The organism is Paraburkholderia sp. SIMBA_054 (assembly GCF_046534875.1).
Taxonomy (GTDB): Bacteria; Pseudomonadota; Gammaproteobacteria; order Burkholderiales; family Burkholderiaceae; genus Paraburkholderia; species Paraburkholderia hospita.
The window spans coordinates 76018-88763 of record NZ_JAWRXV010000023.1 but is presented as its reverse complement, the minus strand read 5'-3'; the positions used below and the strand labels follow the sequence as shown (position 1 = coordinate 88763).

Genomic DNA, 12746 nt, shown 5'->3' with positions numbered 1-12746 from the left:
AGGAGTTTGTAAATGAAGACGGCGGTATTCCACCCGAAGCGTCGAATTCTGTCTTGCGATCGCGGTACCAACGAACCCGAACATGGAGCGTATCGAAGTCGAATCAGCGCGAGGTCCAACACATAATGCGGCAAACGGGCCGCAAATAATGGTGCGCGACCGTCCACTCCCAGCGATGGTAATGTTTGCGCGAAGACACTACTGTTAGGCGCCGCACAGAAGCTCGACGGGAAACGCAAAAATTACCGGATGCCGGAGCTCGCAGGCAGATAGATTCATACGCAACCAATGACATCATTGTCCGACGACGCGACGGAAAGATCGGTTGGGAGTGTCCGTTACCTGGATAACGCGGACGATTCGATTGCGGATTCAACCGGTCGCGTGCGCGCATACGATTGATGGACTCGCGCCAGCCGAGGCTTACGATCGGAAAGGCGCGAGCCTCACCGTGTTTCGCGAGCTATCTGAGCTGTCGGCGTGCCGACGCAACCAGCACCATCCACAAGAAAATTCCAGCGGCCATCCCCCGAGCCAACTACACTCGAATTCGCGCCACCTTACAACGTCTCATCCTAATCCAAGGAGCACGCCCGACATGGATACGGACACGAAGCGGATCGTAGTGATCGGCGCCGGCTTTGCCGGGCTGTGGAGCGCGCTGGGCGCGGCGCGCAAGCTCGACGAACTGCACGTGCCAACGGATCAGGTCGAGGTCGTGGTGATCAACGGCACGCCGTATCACAGCATTCGCGTGCGCAACTACGAGCAGCCGCTCGACGACACGCTCGTGCCGCTCGCCGACGTGCTCGATCCAGCAGGCGTCCGACGGATTCAGGGCATAGTCCGCTCGATCGATCTGCCAAACCATCGCGTCGGATTCGAATCCGGCGATTCATCTACTCAATGGATCGGCTACGACCGCCTGATCCTGGCGGCGGGAAGCGAGTTGGCGCGTCCGGCAATTCCCGGGCTACACGAGTTCACATTCGACGTCGATACGTTCGAAGGCGCCGCGAAGCTCCACGCACATCTGCTCGCCTTGCCGGAAAGGCCCGAAACGCCGGGACGCTACACCGTGGTCGTAGTTGGTGCAGGCCTGACGGGCGTCGAACTCGCCGCCGAATTACCCGCGCGGCTGCGCGGCATCGTCGGCGACAACGCAAGCGCCGAGGCGCGCGTGATTCTCGCCGACCGCTCTGCGAAGATCGGTCAGGCGATGGGCGGCGCGCAACCGGTCATCGAAGAAGCGCTACGCGCGCAAGGCGTCGAGCTTAGGCCGGGCGTGTCGCTCGAAACCGTCACACGCGACGGCGTGCAACTGACGGGCGGCGAGCACATCGACGCCGCGACCGTGGTCTGGTGCGGCGGCATGCGCGCCAGTCCGCTGACCGCGCAATTCCCCGTGTCGCTCGACGCATTCGGACGCATTCCCGTCGATTCGTTCCTGCGCGTCACCGACGTGCCCGGCGTGTTTGCAGCGGGCGATTGCGCGCGCATCCTGATCGACGGCGAACGGCCCTCCGTGATGTCCTGCCAGCACAGCCGCCCGATGGGGCGCCACGGGGGCCACAATGTCGTCTGCGACCTGCTGGGCCTCGCGATGCTGCCGCTTTGCATCGACTGGTACACGACCATCCTCGATCTCGGCCCGTGGGGCGCCGTCTACACGGAAGGCTGGGAGCGCCGCCTCGCGTCGCAAGGCGAAGCCGCAAAACAGACCAAGCGCACGATCAACTGCGAGCGCATCTATCCGCCCAGCACGAAGCTGCGCGAAGACATCCTGCAAGCCGCGGCGCCCGTCGTGCAGGCGCCGCCCTACACCGTCCGTGGCGCGGACTGAACCCACGCTTAGAATTCGATCACGCGCGGCGTCAGCAACACGAGCCGTTCCATATGGCTGCTCTGATGCGTGCGCGAGCGGAACAGCGCGCCGAGTACGGGAATCTTCGACAGCACGGGCACGCCCGTATTCAGATTCGAGTCGCTGTCGATCCGGTAACCGGCGATCAGCAGACTCTGCCCTTCGGCGACGACGGCTTCCGTATCGATCTCGCTGGTGCGGATTTCGGGAATATCTTTCACGCTGGCGCCCGTTGGCTGGCCGTCTTCGACGTGCACCTGCAGCTTGATCTGCTGCGTGCCGTTCGTATCGACCACCATCGGCAGCACGCGCAGCGTATTGCCGACCTGCACGCTGAACAGGTTGCTCGACGTAAAGCCCGAGACGGGAATGAAGAACTGCGTCTTGTTGTTCATCACGGCTTCGACGTTGTCGAGCGTCGCAACCTTCGGGCTCGCATCGATGCGCGCAAGATTGTTTTGCTCCAGCGCATCGATGCGCGTCAGCAGATAACGGCTCGCGTCGCCGATCACGGCCGTGAGCGACCCGCCCGTCGGCGTCGCCGTGGCGACGAGATTGCCGGCTGTGTCGAGCGAAGAAAACGTCGGGCTCACATTGCCGTTGAAGTTGTTCGCGTTGGCACTGCCGCTGCCCGTCTGGAAATCGACGTGACTCGAATGCGCGTGCCAGTCGACGCCCAGTTGCTTCAACGCGCCGTCGTCGATCTCGATGATGTGCGCTTCGATCTCGACCATCCGGCGCTTCACGTCGAGCCGGTCGATCAGTTGCTGATACTGGCCGACGCGGTCGGGCAGATCGCGGATCAACACCGAGTTGGTCCGCGCGTCGGCCTGGATGACGGGCAGCGAGCCCGCGCCGTCCGGCACGGCCGCCGTCGCCGCGCGTCCCGCACTCTGCGGCCCGCTGCCCGATGCGCCGCCCGCGCCGGGCATCCCAACCGGCCCGCCGCCCGCCGCCGCCACGCCCGCGAACACATCGGGCAGCGGCGGATTCACGCCGCCGTTGTTGTACGGCGAGCCGCCATTGGTGCCGCCCTGCACGTCCGCATACGGGCTGACCTGTTGCAGGTTCGCGGTGCCGTCGGCGGATGCGCGCGACGTGCCTTGCTGATCGCTGTCCCGATCCGGGTGATAGAGACTGGCGATCACATGCGCGACGCCGGGCACGACCTGGGTCTTGCCGTTCACGGTGATCGTATGATCCGCCGCCCAGCCGTAGCGCAGCGGGAACTCGCGCACTTCGCTGCCCGTGCGGCGGTTCGCGTTCTGGTCCAGGCGCGCGGCCACCTCGTCGACGAGCTGGATCAGCCGGTGCGGCCCGGTGATCAGCGCGACGCCCTGCTCCGGGTCGTAGACGATCGGGAAGCGGTCGGTGTCGAGCCCGATCTGCTTGAGCGTCGAACGCAGGCTCTGCGTGCCGGCGAAGTCGAGCTTGATGACCTTGGTCGTCACGTCGTCGGCGGTGCTGATGGACAGCACGCTGCCGTCGTAAAACCACACGAAGCCGAATGTCGCCGCCATCGTGTCGATGAACTTGCGCGGCGGCAGATCGAAGCGTCCCGACACGGTGCCCTGCACGTTCGGCGCAATCGTCGCGATGATGCCCTGGCTCGCCGCGAAGTCGCGCAGCACGTCCTTCAGGTCGCGGCTTTCCACCGAAATATGCACTTCGCCGGGCCGCCACGTGATCGGTGCGGCGTGGCCCGCGTTCAAGCCTATCATCAGCAGGGCGGCCGCGATCGCGCGGTGACGGAATGTGAGTTTCATGATCGACGCTCGGTATAGGTGTGGTTTTGGCGGAATTGTCTCGAAAGGATCTCAGCGGTTCAGCGTGTCCGAAGGCGATTCGTTGAATTCGCGGCGGTAGCTGTTGACGAGCGTCGAGCGGTTGCTGACGCCCCACTTGACGGCTGTCGCGAGAATGCCTTGCTCGTGCGCGCTGTCGTCGGCTTCGAGTTCCGCGCGGATGCGCTCCATGCGCAGGCGGCGGATGATCTCGGTCGGTGTGGAGCCGAGGCTCGTCTTGAACGCGCTTTGCAACGCACGGTCCGTCACGCCGACTTGCGCGGCGATTTCGCGGATCGACAGGTCCTTGCGCTCCAGGTTGTCGAGCAGATAGCGATAGGCGCGCCGATAACGCGCAGGCAGCCGCGTGCCGATGTCGTCGAGCTGTTCCGGCGCGCGCGCGATGCGCTGGCCGTAGCGCGCGAGCGCGCCGGCTTCGTCGCGGATGCAATTGACGGCGGCCAGCGCATAGCGCGTGTACACCTCCAGCGACTCGCCGCTGCGCCCCTGCAGATGGCGCAGCTTCGCGAGGCAATACAGATACTCCAGTTGCCGATGGCTCTGCGGCATACGCACCTCGGCCGTCAGCAACACGAGCACCGACTCGGCCAGCGACGACACGCCGCCAGCGAGACTCGCGAGCACGATCTCGATACGCACCGCGCTCTGATAGTTCTGGATGCCCTGCTTGCCCGCCCACTCCGCATGCGCAACGATCTGCTGCTGCGCGTCGCGCTCGCCGCCCGCCAGTCGCGCCAGCCCATCGAGGAATTCGACGCGCCCACGCAGCAACTGGTCTTCGATCACGCCCGTCAACAGTCGCAGCGCGGCGGGCCGTTGCGGCGCGACGCGCGGCGCGGCGTCGCCCGTCAAGCCGACTTGCCAGTAGATGTGATCGGACAGCGCGGAACGCGAGCGCAGCGTGCTCTGCGCTTCGACGTCGAACCGCACGGTGCTCAAGAGACGCTGCCAGCCGTCTGCATGATGAAACGCGCCATTCGATGTCACTTCGTCGAGCAGGTCTTCGAGCGTATCGAGCACGGCATCCGCATCGCGCAGACGGCCCACGCTGAACAGCACGCCGAACGCGCCGAACAGCGCGTCGAGCCGCAGCGCGACGCTCGCCAGCGGATGATCGGCGATCTGCATGAAGCACGACATCGCGGTGCCGTAGCGGTAACGGAACAGCGCTTGCCAGCCCGCGTTGCGGCACGACGCGAAGCGCATGCCGTCCTTGTCGTCGCGCATGCGCTTTTGCGCTTCGCGGTACGAGTCGTCGGCATCGACCTCCATGCCGAGCGACAGTTGCAGATCGCCCTGCAATTGCAGCAGCGCGGCAGGCGGCGCATCGTCGTGGCTATCGACGAGCCGCTGCACGTTTGCCGCCGCGGCATGCACATGGCCGTTGCGAATCAGTTCGACGACGCTGGAAGGCACCGACGCTGCGTTGAGCATCGACACGTACGGGAAGTAGTAGGTAACGAGCATGGCTGTGGCTGATTCCGTCGTAAGGCTCGCGCAGGCGTCGGGCCGATGCTGCGTGAGCGCGTTGAAACGATTGCGACGTTTTTGCTACGGACGTCGCGGTGACGGAATGCACTGTAGCCAGGCAGAAATGTGAAAAGCTCAATAATCAGAGGAAACAGTTGAGGCTTGAGTAAAGTTGAGATTTGACGCGCGCGGCAGACAAGAACCCTCAACAAAGCTCACTTCTTTGCTTGTACGCGGACCGCTGACATCACGGCGACACATCGTTGCGAAGCGGCTGCGCGCCCGGCTTCAGATCGGTGTCGCGGTCGCTCATCTGCGCGATCGCGCGAACCTGCTCCTTGAAGAGCCGCAAGTCGAGCTGGTCCTGCACCTGGTGCACGAAAAGACCCGCGAAGACGGCCAGCATCAGCACCGTCACTGCGCCCTTGATCGGTTGACTCAACGCGCTCAGATCGAGTTTCTGCGCGGCCTTCGACGCGAGATTCGCACCGAGGTCGATCAGCAGCAACACGAGCAGCATCGGCGCGGCGAGCTTCGCGATGGTCTGCATCAGCGTGTCCGTCTGATGCATCGCGAACACGGCGAGGAAATCCGTCGACATCGGCTTCGTCGATGCGACCGGCCACCATCGATACGACTCGTACAGCGCCTCCAGCAAAAACTGCATGCCTCCCAGCGACCAGAACGCAACGGTCGCGATCTGGCCGAGCAGCGTCGCGGACGGTGTGGATTGTTGCGACAGCATCGGGTTGCTCAACTGCGCGTTGTTGTAGCCCGTCAGATTATCCAGATAGATGCCCGCGCCTTCCGCGACCCAGAACACCGTCGCCGCCGCGAACCCCATCACGACGCCGATCAGCGTTTCACGCAAGCTTGTGATCACCAGCGCGAAGCCCGTCAGCGAATCGGCGAACGACTCCGGCTGCGCAAGCGCGACGAACAGCGAGAAGCTCAACGCGACGCCATTGCGCAAGCGGCCTTGCAGCACGCCGTCGGCGGTGGGCGGAAACAGCGTCATGATCGCGTAGAGCCGCAGCGAGCAGACGCCGAGCACGGCAAGGTGCTTGAGCAGCCAGGGGCCGTAAAATTGCAGAAGCTCGTTCATCCGCGTGCAAGGCGCGCGAGCGCCGTCTCCTCGATGTCCTCGTCTTCCGCGTCGGCAGCGATGCCATCGAGCACGCGCTGCAATATGCCGATGCGCTTTTCGCACAAGTCGATGCGTCCACGGTTCTTCGCGATCTCGCGGCGCGTGTTTGCGATTCCGGCGTCGTGCTCGATGAGCGCGTGTTGCGCGGCTTTCACGGCTTCACATGCCGTCGCGTGGTGCCGGTTGACTTCTTCCGCGTACAGGCGGATCGCCGTCAACGTATCGATCGAAAATGGCTCCGCGCCCGCCATCATCGCGCTGATGCGCTGGCGGTACGAACGCGCCTGCGCTTCGAGTTCCGCTGCATGCCCACGCGCCTGCGCTTCGTTTTCGACCAATGGCAAGCGCGCCGCAACGAATTGCGCGAGCCTCGCGCGCAAGTCCTGCTCGGAGCGCTGACGGCGCGATACGGCGCGCGACAACGCAGCAATCTGCCGTTTCGGCGCGCTCATTGCGCGTTGCCCTGCGCAAGCTCGTGCAACGCGGCCTCGGTTTCAGCCGGGTCCGCGTAGGCATCCGTCGGCTGTGACAGGAAAGCCTTGAGCGCGTCGATCTTCGCGATCGCTTCGTCCGCCAGCGCATTGGTGCCCGGCTGGTATTCGCCGATCTGCAGCAGCATGTCCACCTCACGATGCTTCGCGAGCAGCTTGCGCAGCCGCGCGGACGACGCCATGAACTCGCGCGGCATCACCTGCGACATCACGCGCGACAGGCTGCCGAGCACGTCGATGGCCGGATAGCGGTTTTGTGCGGCGATTTCGCGCGATAGGATCAGGTGACCGTCGAGCACGCCGCGCACTTCTTCGGCAATCGGATCGCTGCCCGATTCGTCTTCGGCGAGTACCGTGTAGAGGGCCGTGATCGAGCCGCGCTCGCCCATCCCCGCGCGTTCCAGCAGACGCGGCAACTCCGCGAACACCGAAGGCGGAAAGCCGCGCCGAGCGGGCGGCTCGCCCGCTGCAAGCCCAATCTCGCGGCCCGCGCGCGCGAAGCGCGTCAGCGAATCCATCATCAGCAGCACGCGTTTGCCTTCGTCGCGGAAGTGCTCGGCAATCGCGGTGGCGACGTAGGCCGCTTTCGCGCGCTCGCTCGACGAGCGGTCCGACGTCGCGCACACGACGACGGAGCGCGCCATGCCCTGCTCGCCGAGGATCAGCTCGACGAATTCGCGCACTTCGCGCCCGCGTTCTCCGATCAGCGCGATCACGTTGATGTCGCATTGCGCGCCGCGCGCCAGCATGCCGAGCAAGGTGCTCTTGCCGACGCCCGCTGGCGCGAAGATGCCCATGCGCTGGCCTTCCGCGAGCGTCGTCATGGCGTCGATCACGCGCACACCCGTCACCATCGGATGCTCGATCATGCGGCGTGTCATCGGGTTCGGCGGGTCGGCGAAAATGGGCCGGCTATCATCCGCTTCGATCGGGCCGCGGCCGTCCATCGGCTGGCCGAGTGCATCGATCACGCGGCCAAGCAGCGCGTCGCCGACAGGCACAGACAAGGGCCGCTGCAAGCCGATCACATGCGTCGCGCGCGACACTTCGGTTAACTGCGCGAACGGCGACACGACGGCATGCTCGCGCGTGAAGCCGATCACTTCGCCGTGCTGCAACAGCTTGCCTTGCGGAGTGCGCAGCTCGCACAACTCTCCGAGCTTCAGGTCGATGCCCGCCACCTTGATCAGCGTGCCGACCACTTCGGCGATCTTGCCCGTCTGACGCACGGGCAACAGTGCGCGGATCTCGCGTTCGATCGCGCCGCCCAGTTCGCGCAGGCCGTGCTCGTGCAGGCCGAATACATCGGCCTGCACCGGGTCTTGCAGTTGATTCTTCGAGGCCGTGGTGCTCATCAGTGTGTCTCTGCTTGCGCGCTGTGCGTTTTCAGCGAAGTGTTGAGCGCCCGCACGATTGCCGCGCGCATCGAATCGAGTTGTGTCGACAGGCTTGCGTCGACGATGCCAAGGTCGGACTCGCACACGCACGCGCCCGGTTCCAGACGAGGGTCTGCTGTTACGGCAAGCGGCACGGGCCGCCCCAGCATGCGCAGACGCGCGTCGAATTCGCCGAATGCGGCGCGCGCCGCGTCGAGATCGGCGGGATGCACGCTCACGCGCAAGTTCGCCGAGCCTTCGACGATGCGGTCGATCGTGTCCGTCGCCCGCGCGAACAACGCCTGTGCGCTTTCGGCGCGCACCAGTTGCTCGACGGCGAGCATCACGAGTTCGGCCATCCGGTTGCGCATGCCTTTTTGCAGGCGCTGCGCATCGGCGCTCAACGCGGCAACGCGTTCGATCCACTGCGCCTCGCCACGCGCGACGCCTTCCGCGTAGCCCTGTTCCGACGCCGCTTCACGCTCGCGCGCCGCCGATGCGACGAGGGCCTTTACTTCATCCCTCGCGGCTCGAAGAATCTGCTCGCGCTCGATCTGCGCGGCGGCGAGAATCGCCTGGCGTTCGGCCTCGACGCGGCCGTAGACATCGTCGATCGTCGCGAGCATGCCGAAGGTTTCGCGCGGTACGATATCGCCCACGAGGCCGACGCGCGGTTCGTTCTTGTCCTTTCGCGTGTTGCTGGTCGCGTGCGCTTCGCGTGGACGGCTCAGCCAGATAACCATGCATACTCCGGCAAAAGAGGGCCGATGCGCTCGCGCAGCAATGCGAACGCGTCTTCGCATTCGTCGTCTGAAGGCTTTGCGTTCGTCGCGTCCTGCTCGTCGTCTTCACGTGGCAGCGAGAGTCGCAGCATCATTGGGTGCGTGTCCATAAGCGGCAGCAGTGCCAACCCTTCGAGCGCGAGCGCATCGGCATCGAGCGAACCGAGCGCGCGTGTTCCGGCGCGCTCGCGCTTCGCATCGGCAAGCGACGGCGCTTCAGGCACTGTCTTGCCGAGCAGATCGTCAAGCGGGCAGCCAATCCACTCCGCGAGGCGTTTGCGCGTGGTTCGATCGACCAGACGCCGCACTTCCGCGCGACGCGCCAGCAGCGCCTGCATCCGCAACACGCGCAAACCGGTCTCGACAGGCAGCGCGTCGAGCCGCGTGGCGGGCGTGGCGCTGAATGCTTCGAGCGTCGGCGGCGCGGGCAGCAGCACGCGCAACACGGCGAGCGAGCATGCTTCGTCGCACCGTTCGCGCAACGCGGCTAGCGCTTCTTCGCTGCTTGGCCCTGGATCGATGCCCAGTGCAAGCGCGAGCCAGTCCCGATGCAGCCACGTCAAAGTGCTGCGCGCATTGCGTTGCCAGCCGAGCAGAATCTGCGTGGCGTCGGCGGGTGTGAGACGCGGCTCGTTCGTCGACCGTTGCCGTGGCATCGCGGCGGATACAGCCATCGCCATGCTCATGCCGACTTCTGCCTGCGACCCGGCAGGCGCTGCGCGAGCGACGCGACGCCCGCCTTGAGCGGCGCGACGATTCCGCCCAGCCGCACGCGATACGCATAGCCCACGCCAATGCCCGCCACCATCAACGCGAACAGTCCGCTCAGCACGAACGGCCAGACAGGCGCATGCGCGGGCACGCGGCTATCGATATCCAACTGATCCGCCGCCACGCCCGTCACGCTGACCTGGTCGTACGACAGCCCTTCGACGCTATGCACGACGAGGTTCTTGATCTGCGGCACGAGCGCATCGAGTTCGAGTCCCGGCCGGTACTTGATGAACACGGCGGCGGACGACGGCTTGATGGTCTGCGCAAGCGGGTCATTGTTCGGAATCACGATCTGCACGCGCGCGACCAGCACGCCATCAATATGCGACAGCGTGCCCGACAGTTCCTGCGATAGCCCGTAAATGAAGCGCACGCGCTCTTCCGTTGGCGTCGAGACGAGACCGTCCTTCTTGAACAGGCTGCCGAGATCGTCGAACTTGCTGTGCGGCAGGCCTTTTTCGCGCAGCACCTGCATCGCGCGCACCATGTCGCCGTCGTCGACCTGAAGCGTATAGGTCTTGCCGCCGTCCGGCGAGCTCTTGTCGGCGGATACACCGCGCTCCAGCAACGCGACCGTCATCTCGTTGACGTCCTCTTCGGCAAGGCCCGTGTAGAGCTCTTTCTTGCAGCCCGCGAGCAGCGCGCATGCCACCAGCAGGCTGCCCATCAGCATGCGTTTGGTGAGCGGAGACAGGGTTCTCATGCTCATCACTGATTCTTCATCAGCGTTTCCGCCGACGACTTCGACGCCGACACCACGGCCATCTTGGTCTGGAAATCGAACTGCGCGAGCGACAGGTTCAGCGACACCTGCGCTGCCGCCCCGATCTGCTGCGTCGGCGTGAGCACCCCGGCGTTCGCGCTCAGTGTTTCGACCTGTTCGAGCGCGGCCTCCATCTGGCCGTCCTGCTTGCGGATCGCGTCGACAAAATGACTACCCGCGTGCTGCGTCGCGTCGTTGCCGGGCACGGCGAGCGGCTGTTGCATCAGGTCTTCGAAACGGCTGACGGATTCGGGCGCAGGCATCTGCGGCAAGGGTTCGGGTCTCGCGGCATCGGCGGCGGCGTGCACGGCGGTTTCGGCAATCGTTGAGATCGACATGAACGGCTCCTCTTATCAGGCGCGCAAGAAAGCGTGCGACGCGAACGCGGGCGCATCGCCCGACGGCAGCCGCGCGGCCTTCGTCTGGGCGTTCTCCTGCTCTTCGGCGAGATCGCGATACGACTCCGGCAACACGAACTCGCCGCCGCGATGGTTCGTGCGCGCGGCTTCGAGATCGGCACGCACGGTGAGCGCACGGACCAGCGCGCGCGTCTCCAGGCCCGCCTCGCCTTCGAGCGCTTGGTCGGCCCATTGACGCCAGCCGGCGTCCTTCTGCGCGGCGAGGCAGTACGCGTACATCGCCTTTGCATAGGCAAACGAAGGCGCTGCGTCGATCACGTCGCGCAGCGTGCGCGACGCCTCTTCCCAGCGGCCGTTGACGATGTGCAGCACGCCCGCCAGCGTGTCGATCTCGGCCACCTTCGGACGGAACGCGCGCAACGCGTCGAGCACCAGCTCGATGTCGGTCGTGTCGGCGCTGGCTTGCGGGAAATGCCGGAACAGACCCGCCGATGCAATCTCGATCAGCGCGTTCAAGGTTGCATCGCCGCATTGCAGATAGTTCGGCGCTGCGTGAGAGGAAGCAGGTTGTGACCCAGGTTGTGATGATTTCGCGAGCATGGCGTGGACCCTCTTGATGAAAACAGGACGCGGGGCGTCATCGCTTCGCAAGGTATCAAGCAGGTGCCGCAATGCTCGCACTGCAACCGAAGCAAGTCGTGCGAAAGCGAACCTGGCGGCGCATCACGCGTGCTGTTTTGCCCTGCTTCGCGTTCGAGCCCGGGGCTTCGCCTCGCCTGGACGGCCGCTATGAGGAGCGCCCTACACTGCGCCAGCACGTAAAGGAGCGCCCATGAGCGACGACAAAACCGAACAGCCAACCGAGAAACGCCTGCGCAAGGCGCGCGAGGACGGCGAGGTCGCGAAGAGCACGGACCTCGTCGACGGCGCGCTGCTGGCCGTGGGCGTCGGCATGCTGATGGCGACGGGCGACAAGATGGTCGATGGCTTGCGCTCGTGCATTTCGATTGCGCTGAAGTTCGTCGCCGGGCCGCACGACATGACGACGACGCTGCTCGCGGTGAACCAGATCGGCTCGCGCATGGCAGGCTCACTCCTGCCGATGATCGGCGCCGCGATTCTCGCCGCCGTCGCCGCGCTCGCCGGACAGACGGGCATCATGATTTCGATGAAGGCAGTCAGCCTGAAGTTCGAGAACATCAGCCCGATGGCGGGCATCAAGCGCATCTTCTCGCTCAAGTCGCTGCTCGAACTCGCGAAGATGGCCATCAAAGGCGTCGTGCTCGCCATCGTGATGTGGAAGACGATCACGGGGCTGCTGCCGCTCGTCACGGGCTCGATGTTTCAGTCGCTGCCCGAGCTGTCGAAGCTCGCGAGCTTCGTCGTGATCCGGCTGCTCGCGGTCGCGGCCGCGCTGTATGTCGTGTTCGGCGGCGTCGATTTCAAGCTGCAGAAATACCTCTTCATTCGCGGCAAGAAAATGAGCAAGGACGAGATCAAACGCGAATTCAAGCAGGACGAGGGCGATCCCATCATCAAGGGCGAGCGGCGGCGGCTCGCGCGCGAGCTTGCGACATCCGTGCCGCGAAAGATCGCGACCGCGAGCATGGTGGTCGTGAACCCGACGCACTACGCGGTGGCCGTGCGCTACGCGCCCGATGAATATCCACTGCCAGTGGTGATCGCTAAGGGCATGGACGAAGCAGCGCTGCAGATGCGCCGCGACGCGCAGTTCGCGGGCGTGCCGATCGTCGGCCATCCGCCCGTCGCGCGCGCGCTCTACAAGGTCGAACTCGACGAGCCGATTCCGGACGAACTGTTCGAGGCCGTCGCCGCGATTTTGCGCTGGGTCGATTCGCTGGCCCTGTCGCGTGAACCCGATGCGGCGCCCCCGCTGTCCGGCTGAACGCACGCC

General features: G+C 65.0%; 12 protein-coding genes. 2 read left to right on the top strand and 10 right to left on the bottom strand.

Going from position 1 to position 12746, the window contains the following annotated elements; all coding sequences use genetic code 11:
- Nucleotides 1–598 precede the first annotated feature (598 nt).
- On the top strand, nt 599–1843 hold the full coding sequence (locus SB822_RS26635) for an NAD(P)/FAD-dependent oxidoreductase (protein ID WP_410856017.1): 1245 nt from the start codon (nt 599–601) through the stop codon (nt 1841–1843).
- An 8-nt stretch (nt 1844–1851) separates the two neighbouring features.
- Here the strand turns inward: SB822_RS26635 and sctC are convergent, their stop codons facing one another.
- The 10 genes from sctC to SB822_RS26585 form a co-directional block, all read right to left on the bottom strand.
- Nucleotides 1852–3630 carry a type III secretion system outer membrane ring subunit SctC gene (gene sctC, locus SB822_RS26630; RefSeq protein WP_410856016.1) on the bottom strand — a complete coding sequence of 593 codons (1779 nt, stop codon included), beginning with the start codon at nt 3628–3630 and terminating at the stop codon, nt 1852–1854.
- A 51-nt stretch (nt 3631–3681) separates the two neighbouring features.
- A complete protein-coding gene (locus SB822_RS26625; protein ID WP_410856015.1) occupies nt 3682–5136 on the bottom strand; it encodes a helix-turn-helix transcriptional regulator in 1455 nt (484 codons plus the stop codon).
- A gap of 250 nt (nt 5137–5386) precedes the next feature.
- Nucleotides 5387–6244: a type III secretion system export apparatus subunit SctT gene (sctT, locus tag SB822_RS26620; protein WP_007579496.1), complete on the bottom strand. Its 858-nt coding sequence runs from the start codon at nt 6242–6244 to the stop codon at nt 5387–5389.
- Nucleotides 6241–6738: a type III secretion protein gene (locus tag SB822_RS26615; RefSeq protein WP_007579494.1), complete on the bottom strand. Its 498-nt coding sequence runs from the start codon at nt 6736–6738 to the stop codon at nt 6241–6243. The genes sctT and SB822_RS26615 overlap by 4 nt, the downstream gene beginning before the upstream one ends.
- Nucleotides 6735–8132 (bottom strand): type III secretion system ATPase SctN, encoded by a 1398-nt coding sequence (sctN, locus tag SB822_RS26610; protein WP_410856014.1) that lies wholly within the window; start codon nt 8130–8132, stop codon nt 6735–6737. The genes SB822_RS26615 and sctN overlap by 4 nt, the downstream gene beginning before the upstream one ends.
- Complete coding sequence (sctL, locus tag SB822_RS26605) at nt 8132–8896, bottom strand: type III secretion system stator protein SctL (protein ID WP_410856013.1); 765 nt, start codon at nt 8894–8896, stop codon at nt 8132–8134. The genes sctN and sctL overlap by 1 nt, the downstream gene beginning before the upstream one ends.
- Complete coding sequence (locus SB822_RS26600; protein ID WP_410856012.1) at nt 8881–9609, bottom strand: type III secretion protein HrpB4; 729 nt, start codon at nt 9607–9609, stop codon at nt 8881–8883. The genes sctL and SB822_RS26600 overlap by 16 nt, the downstream gene beginning before the upstream one ends.
- Before the next feature lie 8 nt (nt 9610–9617).
- Entirely contained in the window at nt 9618–10412 is a 795-nt protein-coding gene (gene sctJ / locus SB822_RS26595; protein ID WP_410856052.1) for a type III secretion system inner membrane ring lipoprotein SctJ, read from the bottom strand.
- A 5-nt stretch (nt 10413–10417) separates the two neighbouring features.
- A complete protein-coding gene (locus SB822_RS26590) occupies nt 10418–10810 on the bottom strand; it encodes a hypothetical protein (RefSeq protein ID WP_007579487.1) in 393 nt (130 codons plus the stop codon).
- Nucleotides 10811–10825: 15 nt separating this feature from the next.
- Nucleotides 10826–11431: an HrpB1 family type III secretion system apparatus protein gene (locus SB822_RS26585; RefSeq protein ID WP_063717325.1), complete on the bottom strand. Its 606-nt coding sequence runs from the start codon at nt 11429–11431 to the stop codon at nt 10826–10828.
- A gap of 232 nt (nt 11432–11663) precedes the next feature.
- Between SB822_RS26585 and sctU the strand changes: the two genes are divergently transcribed.
- A complete protein-coding gene (gene sctU, locus SB822_RS26580; RefSeq protein WP_410856011.1) occupies nt 11664–12737 on the top strand; it encodes a type III secretion system export apparatus subunit SctU in 1074 nt (357 codons plus the stop codon).
- Nucleotides 12738–12746 lie beyond the last annotated feature (9 nt).

Excerpts from the sequence above, each read along its gene's own strand:
- SB822_RS26585 (WP_063717325.1), bottom strand. The coding sequence starts at position 11,431 with ATGCTCGCGAAATCATCACAACCTGGGTCACAACCTGCTTCCTCTCAC.
- sctU (WP_410856011.1), top strand. The coding sequence starts at position 11,664 with ATGAGCGACGACAAAACCGAACAGCCAACCGAGAAACGCCTGCGCAAG.
- SB822_RS26635 (WP_410856017.1), top strand. The coding sequence starts at position 599 with ATGGATACGGACACGAAGCGGATCGTAGTGATCGGCGCCGGCTTTGCC.
- SB822_RS26590 (WP_007579487.1), bottom strand. The coding sequence starts at position 10,810 with ATGTCGATCTCAACGATTGCCGAAACCGCCGTGCACGCCGCCGCCGAT.
- sctC (WP_410856016.1), bottom strand. The coding sequence starts at position 3,630 with ATGAAACTCACATTCCGTCACCGCGCGATCGCGGCCGCCCTGCTGATG.
- sctJ (WP_410856052.1), bottom strand. The coding sequence starts at position 10,412 with ATGAGAACCCTGTCTCCGCTCACCAAACGCATGCTGATGGGCAGCCTG.
- sctN (WP_410856014.1), bottom strand. The coding sequence starts at position 8,132 with ATGAGCACCACGGCCTCGAAGAATCAACTGCAAGACCCGGTGCAGGCC.
- SB822_RS26600 (WP_410856012.1), bottom strand. The coding sequence starts at position 9,609 with ATGGCTGTATCCGCCGCGATGCCACGGCAACGGTCGACGAACGAGCCG.
- sctT (WP_007579496.1), bottom strand. The coding sequence starts at position 6,244 with ATGAACGAGCTTCTGCAATTTTACGGCCCCTGGCTGCTCAAGCACCTT.
- SB822_RS26615 (WP_007579494.1), bottom strand. The coding sequence starts at position 6,738 with ATGAGCGCGCCGAAACGGCAGATTGCTGCGTTGTCGCGCGCCGTATCG.
- SB822_RS26625 (WP_410856015.1), bottom strand. The coding sequence starts at position 5,136 with ATGCTCGTTACCTACTACTTCCCGTACGTGTCGATGCTCAACGCAGCG.
- sctL (WP_410856013.1), bottom strand. The coding sequence starts at position 8,896 with ATGGTTATCTGGCTGAGCCGTCCACGCGAAGCGCACGCGACCAGCAAC.